At 42.7% G+C, this 15,605-nt stretch carries 11 protein-coding genes and 1 tRNA gene; 9 read left to right on the forward strand and 3 right to left on the reverse strand.

Annotation, left to right across the window (positions count from 1 at the left end):
• From G4417_RS01815 to ade, 5 genes are all read left to right on the forward strand, one after another.
• The gene (locus G4417_RS01815) at positions 1 to 597 is read left to right on the forward strand and encodes an AIR synthase-related protein (protein WP_173682435.1); all 597 of its coding nucleotides are present in this window, start codon (positions 1 to 3) and stop codon (positions 595 to 597) included.
• Between the two features lie 70 nt (positions 598 to 667).
• Entirely contained in the window at positions 668 to 1,168 is a 501-nt protein-coding gene (locus G4417_RS01820; protein WP_055053526.1) for a tRNA (cytidine(34)-2'-O)-methyltransferase, read from the forward strand.
• Between the two features lie 27 nt (positions 1,169 to 1,195).
• Positions 1,196 to 1,765, forward strand: a complete 570-nt coding sequence (locus G4417_RS01825) for a TetR/AcrR family transcriptional regulator (RefSeq protein WP_118338718.1) — start codon at positions 1,196 to 1,198, stop codon at positions 1,763 to 1,765.
• Positions 1,766 to 2,088: 323 nt separating this feature from the next.
• Positions 2,089 to 4,065 carry an oleate hydratase gene (locus G4417_RS01830; RefSeq protein ID WP_173682436.1) on the forward strand — a complete coding sequence of 659 codons (1,977 nt, stop codon included), beginning with the start codon at positions 2,089 to 2,091 and terminating at the stop codon, positions 4,063 to 4,065.
• 279 nt (positions 4,066 to 4,344) lie between these two features.
• The gene (gene ade / locus G4417_RS01835) at positions 4,345 to 6,069 is read left to right on the forward strand and encodes an adenine deaminase (protein ID WP_173682437.1); all 1,725 of its coding nucleotides are present in this window, start codon (positions 4,345 to 4,347) and stop codon (positions 6,067 to 6,069) included.
• A gap of 184 nt (positions 6,070 to 6,253) precedes the next feature.
• Here the strand turns inward: ade and G4417_RS01840 are convergent, their stop codons facing one another.
• From G4417_RS01840 to G4417_RS01850, 3 genes are read right to left on the reverse strand one after another with little or no spacing between them, the layout of a single operon-like run.
• On the reverse strand, positions 6,254 to 7,666 hold the full coding sequence (locus G4417_RS01840; protein WP_173682438.1) for a sensor histidine kinase: 1,413 nt from the start codon (positions 7,664 to 7,666) through the stop codon (positions 6,254 to 6,256).
• Positions 7,663 to 8,364 carry a response regulator transcription factor gene (locus G4417_RS01845; RefSeq protein ID WP_055057231.1) on the reverse strand — a complete coding sequence of 234 codons (702 nt, stop codon included), beginning with the start codon at positions 8,362 to 8,364 and terminating at the stop codon, positions 7,663 to 7,665. The genes G4417_RS01840 and G4417_RS01845 overlap by 4 nt, the downstream gene beginning before the upstream one ends.
• An 11-nt stretch (positions 8,365 to 8,375) precedes the next feature.
• Positions 8,376 to 10,757, reverse strand: coding sequence for an endonuclease MutS2 (locus G4417_RS01850; RefSeq protein ID WP_025579808.1), 2,382 nt, complete (start codon positions 10,755 to 10,757; stop codon positions 8,376 to 8,378).
• A gap of 480 nt (positions 10,758 to 11,237) precedes the next feature.
• Between G4417_RS01850 and G4417_RS01855 the strand changes: the two genes are divergently transcribed.
• The 4 genes from G4417_RS01855 to rlmD all read left to right on the forward strand — a co-directional run bounded on the left by G4417_RS01855 (position 11,238) and on the right by rlmD (position 15,575).
• Positions 11,238 to 11,322 (forward strand) — tRNA-Leu (locus G4417_RS01855).
• Positions 11,323 to 11,634: 312 nt separating this feature from the next.
• On the forward strand, positions 11,635 to 12,900 hold the full coding sequence (locus G4417_RS01860; RefSeq protein WP_173682439.1) for a S1C family serine protease: 1,266 nt from the start codon (positions 11,635 to 11,637) through the stop codon (positions 12,898 to 12,900).
• Between the two features lie 84 nt (positions 12,901 to 12,984).
• Positions 12,985 to 13,932: a 3'-5' exoribonuclease YhaM family protein gene (locus G4417_RS01865; RefSeq protein ID WP_026649704.1), complete on the forward strand. Its 948-nt coding sequence runs from the start codon at positions 12,985 to 12,987 to the stop codon at positions 13,930 to 13,932.
• Positions 13,933 to 13,937: 5 nt separating this feature from the next.
• Positions 13,938 to 15,575, forward strand: a complete 1,638-nt coding sequence (gene rlmD, locus G4417_RS01870; protein ID WP_173682440.1) for a 23S rRNA (uracil(1939)-C(5))-methyltransferase RlmD — start codon at positions 13,938 to 13,940, stop codon at positions 15,573 to 15,575.
• The last annotated feature ends 30 nt before the right edge of the window (positions 15,576 to 15,605 follow it).

Raw genomic sequence — 15,605 nt, forward strand, 5'->3', positions numbered from 1 at the left:
ATGAGACTTGGACAGGCGGCAATGGAGGCTCTGAGGGCAGAAATAACCGGATGCCTGAAACCGGGAGATGAACTGGTGGTGGCATGTCCGGTGGCTCTGAAAGGAACCTCTGTAATAGCAAAAAATAAAAAGGACAAACTGGCAGAGAGATTCTCTGCCGGTTTTATTCAGAATTGCGTTTCACTTCGGGACGATTATGGAGCTGGCAGTATTGTCTGGAAAATTGCGCAGGAGGCAGATGCCAGCGCATTATATGCTATGGGTGAGGGCGGCTTTTTGAGTGCGCTCTGGAAGATGGCAGAAGCTTCAGAAGTAGGACTGGAAGCAGACTTCCGTAAGGTACCGATTCGTCAGGAGACCATAGAAGTGTGCGAGATTTTTGACCTGAATCCATATAAGCTTCAGGCAGATGGAGCAGTATTGATTGGAATCCGCGGAGGTGAAGCACTGGTACAGAGACTTCGCAATGAGGGATTTGTGGCAGAGGTCATCGGTCAGACTAACAGTGGTAATGACCGGCTTCTCTACAGTGGCGGCAGTGCCCGCTATCTGGAACGTCCGGCAGAGGATGAACTGCAGCAACTTCTCAAAGAGTAACTGCAGGAAACTTAAGAGACAATTTTCTAAGAAAAGACAGACGATTAATAACAAGAGGAATAAAAAGAAAATGGCAAAATTAAATATTGTACTTCACGAGCCGGAGATTCCTGCAAACACAGGAAATATCGGCCGTACCTGTGTGGCAACAGGAACCAGACTCCATCTTATCGAGCCTCTGGGATTTTCCTTAAGTGAGAAAGCCTTAAAGAGAGCAGGAATGGATTACTGGAAAGATCTGGATGTAACTACATATCTGGACTTTGAAGAATTTCTGGAGAAGAATCCCGGTGCAAAAATTTACTATGCAACAACAAAAGCGCCTCAGACTTATACTGATGTTCATTATGAAGAAGACTGCTACATTATGTTTGGAAAAGAGAGCGCAGGAATCCCGGAGGACATTCTGGTCAATAATCAGGAAACCTGCGTAAGGATCCCTATGATCGGAGATATCCGTTCTCTGAACCTGAGCAATTCCGTAGCGATTGTTCTGTACGAGGCACTGCGCCAGAATAATTTTGACCACATGAATCTGGAAGGACACCTGAGAAACTACGACTGGAAATAATCACAGTAAGCAGACAGGAGGAGTTATATGCCAAATACCACAAAAGCAGCTCTGGAAGAATCCCTGAAACGGCTTCTTCTGAAGAAACCTCTGGACAAGATCACGATAACAGATATTACCACAGACTGTGGAATAAGCCGCATGGCTTTTTATTATCATTTCAAGGATATTTATGATCTGGTTGAATGGTCCTGTGTGGAAGATGGGACAAAAGCCCTTCAGGGCAAAAAGACTTCTGAGTCCTGGACAGAAGGGCTGACCCAGATATTTGAGGCAGTGCTGGAAAACAAACCGTTTATTATGAATGTTTACAGAAATGTGGACAGGGAGCGGATAGAAAATTATCTTTTTAAATTAACCTATGATCTGATCGTGGGTGTGGTGGAAGAAAAAAGCAAGGGTCTGAATATCACAGAAGAGGATAAGAAATTTATTGCAGACTTCTATAAATATGGTTTTGTGGGAATCATGCTTGAGTGGATCAGGGAAGGAATGAAAGAAAATATTGAAGATCTGGTAAGAATGATGGATCTGACACTTCACGATACAGTGACTACATCTATTCATAACTTTCAGAAAAATAATATAGAAAAATAATCATATAAAAATTCTTTACAAAAGCCGCCGGGTGATAAAAAACTTATCATTCGGCGGCTTTTGTAAATTGTAGAATCATATTTTAACTGTTAATATACAGCCATAGCAACAAACAAATCATTCAGACGGATGAAATGCTTATGATATGGGAAACATACAGATAAGAATGTAAAAGTCATGAAGATGTCTTGACGGGAGATCAAGAGATTTCCGGCAGGCAAAAGAGTTGCCGGGAAATGGGTAAAGCAGAGAGTAAAAAGCATTCAGGATAACGAATCTGAAAGAACTTCTAAAGAAGAAATCAAGAAAGGTGGATGTGTATTATGAGTAAAAATAAAGGTTTGGGACTTGTATCCGCATTGGCAGTTGGAGCAGGCGTGGCAGCAGTGGCAGCAGGAAAGAAGTATAAAACAGCTGAGACAAAGAAAAAAGAAGATTATGATGCACTTCATAATACAAGTGAATATCGCAATACAGAACGTGGAAAATATGAGAAAAACAGTAAGGGAATTTATTATACAAACGGTAACTATGAAGCATTTGCACGTCCAAGAAAGCCGGAAGGCGTAGATGATAAACATGCTTATATCGTAGGAAGCGGACTGGCTTCTCTTGCAGCAGCCTGTTTCCTTGTACGTGACGGACAGATGCCAGGAAAGAATATCCACATTCTGGAAGCAATGGATATTGCAGGCGGTGCATGTGACGGTATCTTTGATCCGAGCCGCGGATATGTGATGCGTGGGGGACGTGAGATGGAAAACCATTTCGAGTGCTTATGGGATCTTTTCAGAAGTATTCCATCCATTGAAACACCTGGTGTATCTGTACTTGACGAATATTACTGGCTGAATAAGGAAGACCCGAACTATTCTCTCTGTCGTGCGACAAAAGAGAGAGGCAAGGATGCTCACACAGACGGTAAATTCAATCTGAGCCAGAAGGGCTGCATGGAGATCATGAAGCTGTTCATGACAAAGGATGAAGATCTTTATGACAAGACAATTGAAGATGTATTTGACGATGAAGTATTTGATTCCACATTCTGGTTATACTGGAGAACCATGTTCGCATTTGAGAACTGGCACAGTGCACTGGAAATGAAACTGTACTTCCAGAGATTTATCCATCACATTTCCGGACTTCCGGATTTCAGCGCCCTGAAATTTACTAAATACAATCAGTATGAATCCCTGATTCTGCCAATGCAGAAATATCTGGAAGAAGCAGGCGTTGAATTCCAGTTCAATACAGAGGTTACAAACGTACTCTTTGAGTTTGAAGGCAATAAGAAGATTGCAAAAGCAATCGAGTGTAAGGTGAATGGCGTAGAAAAGGGAATTGTTCTTACAGAAAACGACTTTGTATTTGTGACAAACGGAAGCTGTACAGAGGGAACCATCTATGGCGATCAGAATCATGCACCGAACGGAGATGCAGAAGTTCGTACAAGTGGATGCTGGAGTCTCTGGAAAAATATCGCAAAACAGGATCCGTCCTTCGGACATCCTGAGAAATTCTGTTCTGATATTGCTAAGACAAACTGGGAGTCAGCAACAGTGACTACTCTGGATGATAAAATCATTCCTTATATTACAGATATCTGCAAACGTGATCCGAGAACAGGCAAGGTTGTTACAGGCGGTATTGTAAGCTGTCAGGATTCCAGCTGGTTATTAAGCTGGACGATCAACAGACAGGGACAGTTCAAGGATCAGGATAAAGATAAGGTCTGTGTATGGGTATATGGTCTGTTTACAGATGTACCGGGTGATTACGTTAAGAAGCCTATGAAAGAGTGTACAGGTAAGGAGATCACAGAAGAGTGGCTCTATCATCTTGGCGTTCCGGTTGACCAGATTGAAGACATGGCTGAGAACAGTGCAGTTTGTGTACCGACCATGATGCCTTATATTACAGCATTCTTTATGCCGAGAACAAAGGGTGACAGACCTGATGTTATTCCGGATGGCTGTGTAAACTTCGCATTCCTCGGACAGTTTGCCGATACACCAAGAGATACTGTATTTACTACTGAATATTCCGTAAGAACTGCTATGGAGGCTGTGTATGGACTTCTGGGTGTTGACAGAGGTGTGCCGGAAGTATGGGGCAGTGTTTACGATATCAGAGAATTACTGGATAGCAGTGTGAAGCTGATGGATGGAAAATCTCCACTGGAGATCGAACTTCCGGGACCACTGGATATGCTGAAGAAACCGCTTCTGAAAGCTGTTAAGGGAACTGTGATCGAGAAAGTACTCAGAGATCATGATGTGATCAAAGATTATATGATGTAAATATAGAGATGTAAGTGATATGAAAAGGCTGCAGGAGATATCCGGCAGCCTTTTTGTAAAGCCGTTAAAAGTTGATGGAAAGTTGCTTTGGCAAAGAAAAAACAGGTTGCAAATTAAAAAGACAGATGATAATATATAATGAAATATATAGAAAAAATTGATTGGGACAATGAAAAGTCTGAAAAAACAAGTAAATATGATAATATATTGGAAGCTTTACTGTAATAATGAATGTGTGGGCGCAGGAGGGCTTTCAAGGGAGCGAAAGGAGGTTTTTTTATGGAACTTGAGATGTATCGCAGGTATTCACAGATGGCAAGAGGTATTGAGAAGGCTGAGCTAGTGTTTAAAAATGGGCGTGTGTTCAGCTCTGGTACAGGAGAATTTATTGATGGTGATGTGGCTGTTGCAGATGGAATTGTGATCGGAGTCGGTACATATGAAGGAGAGACAGAGATTGATCTGGAAGGAAAAGTAATCTGTCCGGGATTTATCGACAGTCATCTGCATCTGGAATCTACTCTGGTGACGCCGGGTGAGCTGGTCCGGCAGGCTGCACAGTGTGGAACTACAACATTTATTGTAGATCCTCATGAGTCTGCAAATGTATCCGGTACGGATGGAATTGATTATATTCTGGATCAGACAGAAGATGCACCGGCAAATGTATATGTAATGATGCCTTCCTGTGTTCCGGCGACTCATGTGGATGATAACGGGTGTATTCTTACAGCAGGAAAAATGAAGGGATATCTGGAACATCCGAGGATTCTGGGACTTGGTGAAGTGATGGATGCGCCTTCTGTGATTAACGGAAGTGTTGCAATGCATGAAAAGCTCCAGCTGTTTCAGGACAGAGTGAAGGATGGTCATGCACCGTTTCTGGCACCTGGGGATCTGGCTGCATATGTACTTGGTGGAATTGATACAGATCATGAGTGTGTGGATTATGAGTATGCAATGGCTGAGGTAAGAAATGGAATGCAGGTACTGATACGTGAGGGAAGTGCAGCGAGAAATCTGGATGCTATTGTGAAGGGGATTGTGGAACACTATACAGATACTTCCAGTTTCTGCTTCTGTACGGATGATAAGCATATCGAAGAAATCCGTAAAGAGGGGCATATCAATTATAATGTGAAGCGGGCTGTACAGCTTGGACTCCCGGTTGAGAAAGCACTGCAGATGGCGACGATCCAGCCTGCAAGATGCTATGGTTTATACAGACTTGGTATGATCGCTCCCGGAAGGCAGGCAGACTTTGTAATTCTGGATAATGTGACAGATCTGAATGTTGTAGATGTATATCATTGTGGTAAGAAGATCATTAAAGATGAGAAAGCAGAATTGAAACCATGTCCTCCATATCTGAAAAATACAGTTCATGTATCTGGGTTCAGTGAGGAACGTCTGAAACTGAAACATCCGGGAACAAAGGCAAGAGTGATTCAGATGCTTGAAAAACAGATTGTGACAAGGGATGTTCTGGAAGAGGTTCCATGGATAGAATCGGATGGTGAGAAATATTTTGCTCCGGACGGGGAATATCAGAAGATTGCAGTGATCGAGCGTCATAAGAATACGGGCAAGATGGGAGTGGGCATTATAAAAGGCTATGGAATCCGCGGCGGAGCCATTGCTTCCAGTGTTTCTCATGATTCCCACAATATTATTGTAGTAGGAGATAATGATCGTGATATGGCTATTGCTGTAAAAGAAATGATGCGGACGCAAGGTGGTTATACTCTGGTATGCAATGGAGAGATTTATGGAACCTTACCACTTCCTGTCATGGGACTGATGAGCGATGCCGGCTACGAGAGTGTAAACGAAGCACTTGCAAAAATGATTCCGAAGGCCCATGAGATGGGAGTGAAAGAAGGATTTGATCCGTTTATCACCCTGTCATTTATGGCACTTCCTGTGATTCCTGAAATCAGGATCACACCGAGAGGAATCTATCTCGTAAATGAAGACAGAATGCTGAGAACACCGTTTAGTTAAGGTGGGTGAAATGTCTTAAATGCATTATTTACGAGGATTGCCATAGAATAAAAAAATACCGTAATAAAAGTAAATGCTATATACTTTTGTTACGGTATTTTTTATAGCAGTCCTCTCAGACACGCTCCAGGTAAGAGGGTTGTTACAGGTATATTTAAGACAATATTTTTCAAGTGAAAGAAATTTATTTCGTTTTCTCCAGAGTAAAGATAAATTCGGTTCCCACACCTTCTGTACTGATCACATCAATATTCTGGTTATGTGCATTGATGATCTCTTTGACTATAGAAAGTCCAAGTCCGGTGCCTTTACGGTCTTTTCCGCGGGAAGCATCAATCTTGTAGAAACGATCCCAGATTTTGCCCAGACTTTCTTTGGGAATGCCGGTTCCATAATCTTTTACAGAAACAAAGACCTTACCACTTTTTACAGTTGTTTCAATCTGAACAGAAGAATTATCATTGCTGAATTTAATGGCATTATCAAGAAGGTTGTAAAGGACCTGCTGAATCTGTTCCATATCAGCTCTGACATAAAGTTCATGTCCGGAGAGAAGCAGCTCCAGGCGGATCTGGTGGCTGGTGCAGATGCCTTCAAATGTAGCTGCTGTGTTTTTGATGGTATCATTGATATCAAAACGCTGGATGTGCATCATCCGTTTTTTCATATCCAGTTCATTCAGAGTCAGAAGACTGCGGGTGAGTTTTTCAAGACGTTCAGATTCAAAAGCGATGATCTTCAGATACCGTTCCTGCATTTCATATGGGATGGTACCGTCCAGTATGGCATTGACATATCCCTTGATGGAGGTAAGGGGAGAACGGAAATCATGAGAGACATTTGCAATGAATTTACGTTGATATTCTCCGTTTTTGTTCAGTTCATCGGACATATAATTCAGAGTTTTGGCAAGATATCCCATTTCATCATCAGAAGTAACGTCTATTTTATATGCAAGATTACCTCCTGCATATTCACTGGCACCTTTCATGATCCTGGCCAGGGGCTTACGTATGTAGTGGCTGTAAGCCCAGAGCAGAAGACTGGTGGCTGCATAGCACAGGAGAAAGATTACCTGCATGATAAAAAGAATACTGCTCCGGCTCTGATAAAGGTTTGTCATCGAATAATGGATTGCCACGTAACCTTTGGTTTCCATATCAGAGGTGATCGGGGCAATAACACTCAAATGATCTGTTTTAAAGAAACCATAAAACTTTCCAATCTGATAATAGTTGCTTCCCCATTTGGAAGCATCGAATTCTTCCAGTGGGATTGGCTCCCGGACGTCAATATTTTTCTGTGTACTTACAATGATTTCGCCGTTACTGTTGATGATCCACAATACAGCATCCTGAAAATCGGAAATTGCACATAAGTGTTCCTGAAGAGTATCTACTGTACTGGAAGAGATATTGCTTTTAACTGCTTCGTTAGATGCAATATTGTGCGCTTCTGTATAGAGTGCGGCACTTAAAGAGTGTTCCAGATGCTTTTCTACCATATAAGAACCGCCGAGGGTTATGAGGAAAAATCCCAAAATCCCGATGAGAATATAAAATCTCAGGAATTTTGTGGAAAGATGATGCTGTTTCATGGATTTTTTACCTCAAATTTGTATCCGATTCCCCATACGGTGGCAATGGACCAGTGAGGATTGTCTTTGATCTTTTCACGAAGACGTTTGATATGAACGTCTACAGTACGGGTATCACCGATGTATTCATAACCCCAGATGTGATCCAGAAGCTGTTCGCGGGTAAATACCTGGTTTGGTGATGCTGCAAGGAAATAGAGAAGTTCCAGTTCCTTTGGCGGCATATCAACCTGACGTCCCATGTATGTGACTGCATAGTTTGTCAGATTAACGGTCAGATCCGGGTAAGTGACACATTTTTCACTGGAAGAAGGTGCAGGCTGTTTTACCTGGAAACGGCGCAGGACTGCACGTACACGTGCAACCAGTTCCTTGGAATCAAAGGGTTTGATCATATAGTCATCTGCACCCAGTTCAAGCCCCAGAACCTTGTCAAAGGTTTCGCCTTTTGCGGAAAGCATAATGATGGGAACATCAGAGGTATGTCGGATTTCACGACATACCTGATAACCGTCAATTCCCGGAAGCATCAGATCCAGAATGATCAGATCCGGGCGAAAGGAAACAAATTCCTTTAAGGCTTCCTCTCCGTCATTTACGATTTTTGTTTCAAAACATTCTTTGGTAAGATACAGGGCAATAAGCTCTGCGATATTATTATCATCATCAACAATAAGGATTTTCTGTTTGGAAACCATGCCAGTCCCTCCTATTTCTTAAATTCTACAATAGTAACACCTGCATCTCCTTCGCCGAATTCTCCAAGGCGGAAGGATTCCACATGCTTCTGGCGCTTCAGATAATTGTGTACACCTTTTCTCAGAGCACCGGTTCCTTTACCATGAACAATACGGACAGATTTCAGATGAGCGATATAAGCATCATCCAGATATTTGTCAAGCTCTGCAACTGCTTCATCTACCGTTTTGCCAAGCAGGTTGATCTCTGTGGATACATGGGCTGCTTTTGACATGCGGATTTTACCTGCACCTGTACGCTGCATGGTTGGTGTGGTGATCTCTGCTTCATCGATCAGTTCCAGATCAGAGATGTGAACCTTGGAACGGATGATACCCATCTGAACGAAGAGGAAACCTTTGTTGTCCGGACGGCTGCTGACAGTGCCTTTCAGATTCATGCTGAGAACCTTAACTGCATCTCCGAGGGAGATATCTTTGGCTGTGAGTTCCTTCTTCGGTTTCTTTGCAGCAGTTTTCTGAGTCATGCCTTTCTCTGCTTTATTCATATGTTTGCGCAGATTCTGGCGTTCTTTTTCCACAGCAGAGAGATCCACATGGTCTTTCTGGAATTTGTGGAACATCTTCATAGTCTGGTCTGCATATTCCTTGGCTTCGCGGAGAACTGCATGAGCTTCTTCATTGGCCTGACGGATGATGCGGTCTCGCTGCTCGTTCAACTTCTCCTGCTTGGATTCCATTTCGGATTTCAGAGAGGCAATTTCCTGTTTATACTGTTCAATCTCGCGGCGTTCATTTTCAATAGTTATACGGCTGCTTTCCAGGGAACTGAGAACATCTTCGAAAGATTCATCCTGTTCACTGATCTGTTCTTTGGCCTTATCGATGATATAGTCCGGAAGTCCAAGCTTGGAAGAAATGGCGAATGCATTACTTTTCCCGGGAACACCGATTAGCAGGCGGTAGGTCGGGCGGAGCGTTTCCACGTCAAATTCGCAGCAGGCATTTTCTACACCTGAGGTGGAGAGCGCATATACCTTCAGCTCACTGTAATGGGTGGTTGCCATAGTGCGGATTCCCTGTTCATGAAGATGGGAAAGGATCGCAATGGCAAGGGCAGCACCCTCTGTCGGATCTGTACCTGCACCAAGCTCATCGAAAAGGACAAGAGAGTGACGGTTGGCTTTTTTCAGGAAAGAAACCACGTTGGTCATATGTGAGGAGAATGTACTTAATGACTGTTCAATACTCTGTTCATCACCGATATCAGCATAAACTTCTTCAAACAGTGCAAGCTCTGAGCGGTCCAGTGTGGGAATATGAAGACCGGACTGGCCCATGAGAGTGAGAAGTCCGACAGTCTTTAAAGATACAGTTTTACCACCGGTGTTCGGACCGGTGATAACAAGCAAGTCGAAATCATCGCCGAGACGGATATCAATGGGAACAGCTTTTTTCTTATCAATGAGAGGATGGCGTGCCTGTTTCAGACGGATGCGTCCTTCATCATTGAAGATTGGTTCTGTTGCATTCATATCCATGGCAAGGGATGCTCTGGCAAAAATGACGTCAAGCTGTACCATGATATTAAGATCTGCGCGGATAGAGTCGGTCTGTTCTGCAGTTTGCTGGCTCAGGGTGGAAAGGATCACTTCAATCTCTTTTTGTTCTTCCAGTTCCAGCTCGCGGATGTCATTATTTAGTTTTACGATTGCCATAGGTTCGATAAATAAAGTAGAACCTGTGGAGGACTGATCGTGTACCATACCCGGAACCTGTCCTTTGTATTCTGCTTTGACCGGAATGCAGTAGCGTCCGTTTCTCATGGTAATAACGGAATCCTGCAGATAATTGCGGGCACTTCCGTTTACGAGAGAGGAGAGCTGTGTATGGATCCTGTCTCCGGTAATCTTCATGTTTCTTCGGATCTGGCGGAGGTTGCTGCTTGCATCATCACTGATCTCATCTTCTGAGAGGATGCATCTACGGATCTCTGTTGTAAGAGGAGTCAGTGGTTCCAGTGCCTCGAACATCCCGTCCAGAGAGTCCGGGAGAGAATCACCGCGCTCACTTCTGGAATAAGCTTTGACACGATTGGTGTTCTCAAGAAGGCTGCAGATGGCAAGAAGTTCACCAATCCCCAGAGAACTTCCGATTTCCAGACGTTTCAGAGAACCACGCACATCTTTGACGCTGCCAAAGGAAATATTTCCTTTCTGGAAAAGACGGGTAAGTGCATCTCTGGTCTGAGTCTGCATATGTCGGATTTCATCAATATCTGTGGATGGCTCCAGCTTCCGGCAGATCTCTTTTCCCATGGAAGAGGAAGCCTTGTCTGTCAGCATATTGATGATTTTATAATATTCAAGTGCTTTATATGCTTTCTGATTCATTGTCTGTTTAAATCTCCTGATAGATATCTTTATAATTTGCTGTCCCTGATATTATAGCATTTTTTGTTATGGAAATGTACTCCGGGATTATAGCAATTCTAAAAAAATAATTGTGTTACTGTTCACTCCGTTCACAGTAACGTAGCCAAAATTCATTCCAGATTGCCTGCGGCAATGGAATTTTGGCTTGTATGTCTCGGGATTTTGGCATATTCATGCCAAAACACCTCGCGGAATAGTGGTGTGTGAACAGTAACATAATTGTAACTGTGTTACTGTGAAATAAGCAGTTACAAATACTTTTCCTATTATATATGATTTTGGAATCTATGGAAAGCAAAAAGGATAGAAATACATAAAAATGATAGTTTTTACAAAAAAATAAAAAAAATTCAAAAAAGCTATTGACAGTTTATATAGTTTTTGGTATAGTACCAATTGTCGCAACAATAAGTAAAACTTATAACAGAAATGCGATATGCGGAAGTGTCGGAACTGGCAGACGAGCAAGACTAAGGATCTTGTGAGCATTGCGCTCGTGTGGGTTCAAGTCCCATCTTCCGCATGAAAAACGGTTTGAATGCTATTATATGTGCATTTAAGCCGTTTTTTTGTGTCATCATAATAACCTGAGCTGCAGTGTTTCGCTGATACGATAAGTGTTTCAGTAGGAGCTTCTTTTTTGTACTGTGGGAAATTACTTATAGTATATTCATAAAAAATTCATATCTTTTTGTTAAAATAATGTGTAGATTGTTACGATATAATTTGTTTGAATATAAGCGATATTGAACCTGAATGGTAACTGTTTGGCAGATTGCTGTTTTGTATGACACTGGGCAGTTATCCTGAATGGAGTGCGGCAGGAGAATCAGGTATGAAAAAAAACAAAATGGACACACAGGAATATCAGTTTATAAAAGAAACGGTAAAAAAACAGCCAAAAGAGAATGGCAGTCTGTTGCGCAGGCTGCTTATGATAGCAGGATGTGGCGTTTTGCTTGGAGGCTGCGCAGCCGTAACCTTTGCCAGTGTGTTTCCGGTTATGGCGGACAGAGAAGAGAATACACAGCAGAAAATCGAACTGACAGGATCGGATGTAGCGGAGACGATATCTGAAGAACAGGCAACAGAGAGGGAATCTGTCGCTTCAGTTTCTGAAAAAGAGGAGAAGAGTCTTCTGGCAATGCGTCAGGAGATGTATAGGGAAGTGCTGAAGGTTTCCCAAAAATCCCGAAAATCTCTTGTAAACGTGAGAGGAATTTCAAAGGATGAGGATTTGCTGAATAATTCTTATTTGCAGCAGGAAGATACGGAAGGTCTTGTCTTTCTTGAAACAGAGACACAATTTTATATCCTGACCTATGAGGAAGAACTGGAAAATCTGCAGGAACTGCAGGTGACTTTTGCAGATGGTTCGACAGTGCAGGGAGAGATATGTAGGGGAGATGCAGATTCCGGATTTGCAGTTGCAACTGTGAGAAAAAATCTTCTTAATGACAGTACAAGAGAAGGTATCGTGGTATCTGATCTGACAGACACAAAGAAACTGGGACAGAGCGATATAGTAATTGCTATCGGAAGTCCTGCCGGTGACAGTGATGCGGTGGTTTATGGAATGATCACTTCTGTTTCTGAAAAATTATCGGTAGCGGATACGGAGTATAATGTGTTGGCTACAGATGTGCAGGGGAATGAAGATGGAAGTGGTGTGCTGCTTGATTCTGACGGAAATGTGGCAGGTATGATACTGAAGAAGAATGAAAACGATGGAGATAATATTCATGCAGTTTCCATTTCGCAGATTCTTCCGTTGGTAGAACATCTGGCTAACAAAGAGACAATCAGATATACAGGTATTTATGGAACAGAGATAACTCAGGCACAATGTAGAAAACTGGGAATTGATCAGGGACTTTACGTGGAGCGTACACAAGAAGAATCTCCTGCGATGAAGGCAGGGATACAGTGTGGAGATATCATAAGTAAGATTGATGGAACTCCCACAGAGAGTATGCAGTCTTACTATACATATCTTCAGACAAAAAAGCAGGGAGAAAATCTTACCATAACGGTTCTTCGCAAAAATTCCGATGGTGAGTATGCGGAGAAAGATTATAAGGTAACAGTTGGAGAGAGATAGTGACAGGCGGAGAATCCTACAAGCGGGATTCTTTCTTGTGGAATTGTTATAATACTAAAAATAAAGGATAGAGAGGCAGGCTTTATGCGTTTTTTAAATGAGTTACATGAGGGAGACAGAATTAATGGGATTTATCTGTGCAAGCAGAAACAGTCTGCGGTAACGAAGAATGGAAAACCCTATGAGAATATTATCCTCCAGGATAAAACCGGAATCATGGATGGAAAAATCTGGGATCCGAATTCTCTGGGAATTGATGATTTCGATGCCCTGGATTATATTGATGTTGTGGGAGATGTAACCAGCTTTGCAGGGGCTATGCAGTTGAATATCAAGCGTGTGCGCAAGGCTGCTGAAGATGAGTACAACCCGGCAGATTATCTTCCTGTAAGTGAGAACAGCACAGATGATATGTACAGCCAGCTGAGAGCATTTATTGACAGTGTGGAGAATACTTATCTGTCTGCACTTCTGAAGAAATTATTTGTGGAAGATGAAGCTTTTGTGAAAGCGTTTGAAGGACATTCTGCAGCGAAGACAGTACATCATGGATTTATCGGCGGTCTGATGGAGCATACTCTGGGAGTGACCAGACTCTGCGATTATATGTCAAAGGCATACCCGGTCATCAACAGGGATTTACTGATCACAGCATCACTTCTTCATGATATCGGAAAGACAAAAGAATTATCTGCATTTCCGTTAAATGATTATACAGACGAAGGCCAGCTTCTGGGACATATTTATATGGGAGCGCAGATGATCAATGATCTTGCACGCCAGATACCGGAATTCCCGGAGGTGCTTAAGAATGAACTGATTCATTGTATCCTGTCCCACCATGGAGAACTGGAATACGGTTCCCCGAAGAAACCTGCACTGGTGGAGGCTGTAGCCCTCAATCTTGCAGATAATACAGATGCAAGAATGGAAACCATCACAGAGATTTTTGCAGCAAACAAGAGCAAAAAAGAATGGCTTGGATATAATAAATTGTTTGAATCCAACTTAAGAAGAACAGATGAGGTGTAATCTTTATGGAATTTCGTAAGAACGATCTTGTTACGTTAGAGATAGAAGATTGCGGAATTGACGGTGAAGGTATCGGAAAAGCCGATGGCTTCACCGTTTTTGTCAAGGACGCAGTGATCGGAGATACAGTAACAGCCAAAATTATCAAGGCAAAGAAAAATTATGGTTACGGACGTCTTATGGAGGTGCTGAAGCCATCTCCGTACAGAGTTGAGCCCAAGTGCGAATTTGCCCGTCAGTGTGGCGGATGCCAGCTTCAGGCACTTTCCTATGACCAGCAGCTTGCATTTAAGACAAATAAGGTGAAGGGACATCTGGAACGTATCGGTGGCTTTACAGATATCCCCATGGAGCCGATCATTGGCATGGATGAACTTTTTCATTACAGAAATAAGGCACAGTTTCCTGTAGGCAGAAATAAAGAGGGAAAAATCGTTACAGGTTTCTATGCAGGAAGAACCCACAATATTATCGAAAACCGTGACTGTGCACTTGGTGTAGCTGAGAATAAAGAAGTTCTGGACCGTGTGATCGCACATATGGAGAAATACGGGATTGAACCATATAATGAAGCAACAGGCAAAGGGCTGGTGCGCCATGTCTTGATCCGTTACGGATACTTCACAAAAGAAGTGATGGTCTGTCTGATTCTGAACGGAAATAAGATTCCGAAAGAGGAACAGCTTGTAAAATCTCTGTGTGAGATTCCGGGAATGACAAGCATCACCATTAATGTAAATAAGAAACACAGTAATGTAATCCTTGGTGAGGAAATTCGTCTGCTCTGGGGTCAGGAATATATCACAGATAGGATCGGAGATATTTCCTATCAGATTTCTCCTCTGTCTTTCTATCAGGTAAATCCTATGCAGACCCAGAAGCTTTATGCAAAGGCACTGGAATACGCAGATCTTCATGGGGAAGAGACAGTATGGGATCTCTACTGTGGAATCGGAACAATCTCCCTGTTCCTGGCACAGAAAGCAAAATTTGTCCGTGGTGTGGAAATTGTTCCGGCAGCTATAGAGAATGCGAAAGAAAATGCGAAACTTAATGGCCTGGAGAATACAGAGTTCTTTGTGGGAAAAGCAGAAGAAGTGCTGCCGAGAGAGTATAAGAAAAATGGCGTTTATGCAGATGTCATCGTCGTAGACCCGCCAAGAAAAGGCTGTGATGAAACTCTGCTGGAGACCATGGTCGAGATGAATCCGGAGAGGATTGTGTATGTAAGTTGCGACAGTGCGACGTTGGCAAGGGATCTGAAGTATCTGTGTAAGAGGGGATATGAGCTTAGAAAGGTATGCCCGGTTGATCAATTTGGGATGACGGTTCATGTGGAGACAGTTGTTCTTTTGTCCCAACAGAAGCCGGATGACACGATAGAGATCGACTTAGACCTGGACGAGCTGGATGCTACCAGTGCCGAGTTGAAAGCAACCTATCAGGAAATCAAAGATTATGTGCTGAAAGAATTTGGCTTGAAGGTTTCAAGTTTATATATTTCTCAGGTAAAACGCAAATGTGGAATTGAAGTGGGAGAAAACTATAATCTTCCAAAATCAGAAAATGCAAGAGTTCCACAATGCCCGAAAGAGAAGGAAGAAGCTATCAAGGCTGCCCTGAAATATTTTGCGATGATCTAAGGACATCGCTGATTTCAAGGAGGAATAACA

This window comes from Blautia wexlerae, assembly GCF_013300825.1.
GTDB classification, from domain to species: domain Bacteria; phylum Bacillota; class Clostridia; order Lachnospirales; family Lachnospiraceae; genus Blautia_A; species Blautia_A wexlerae_B.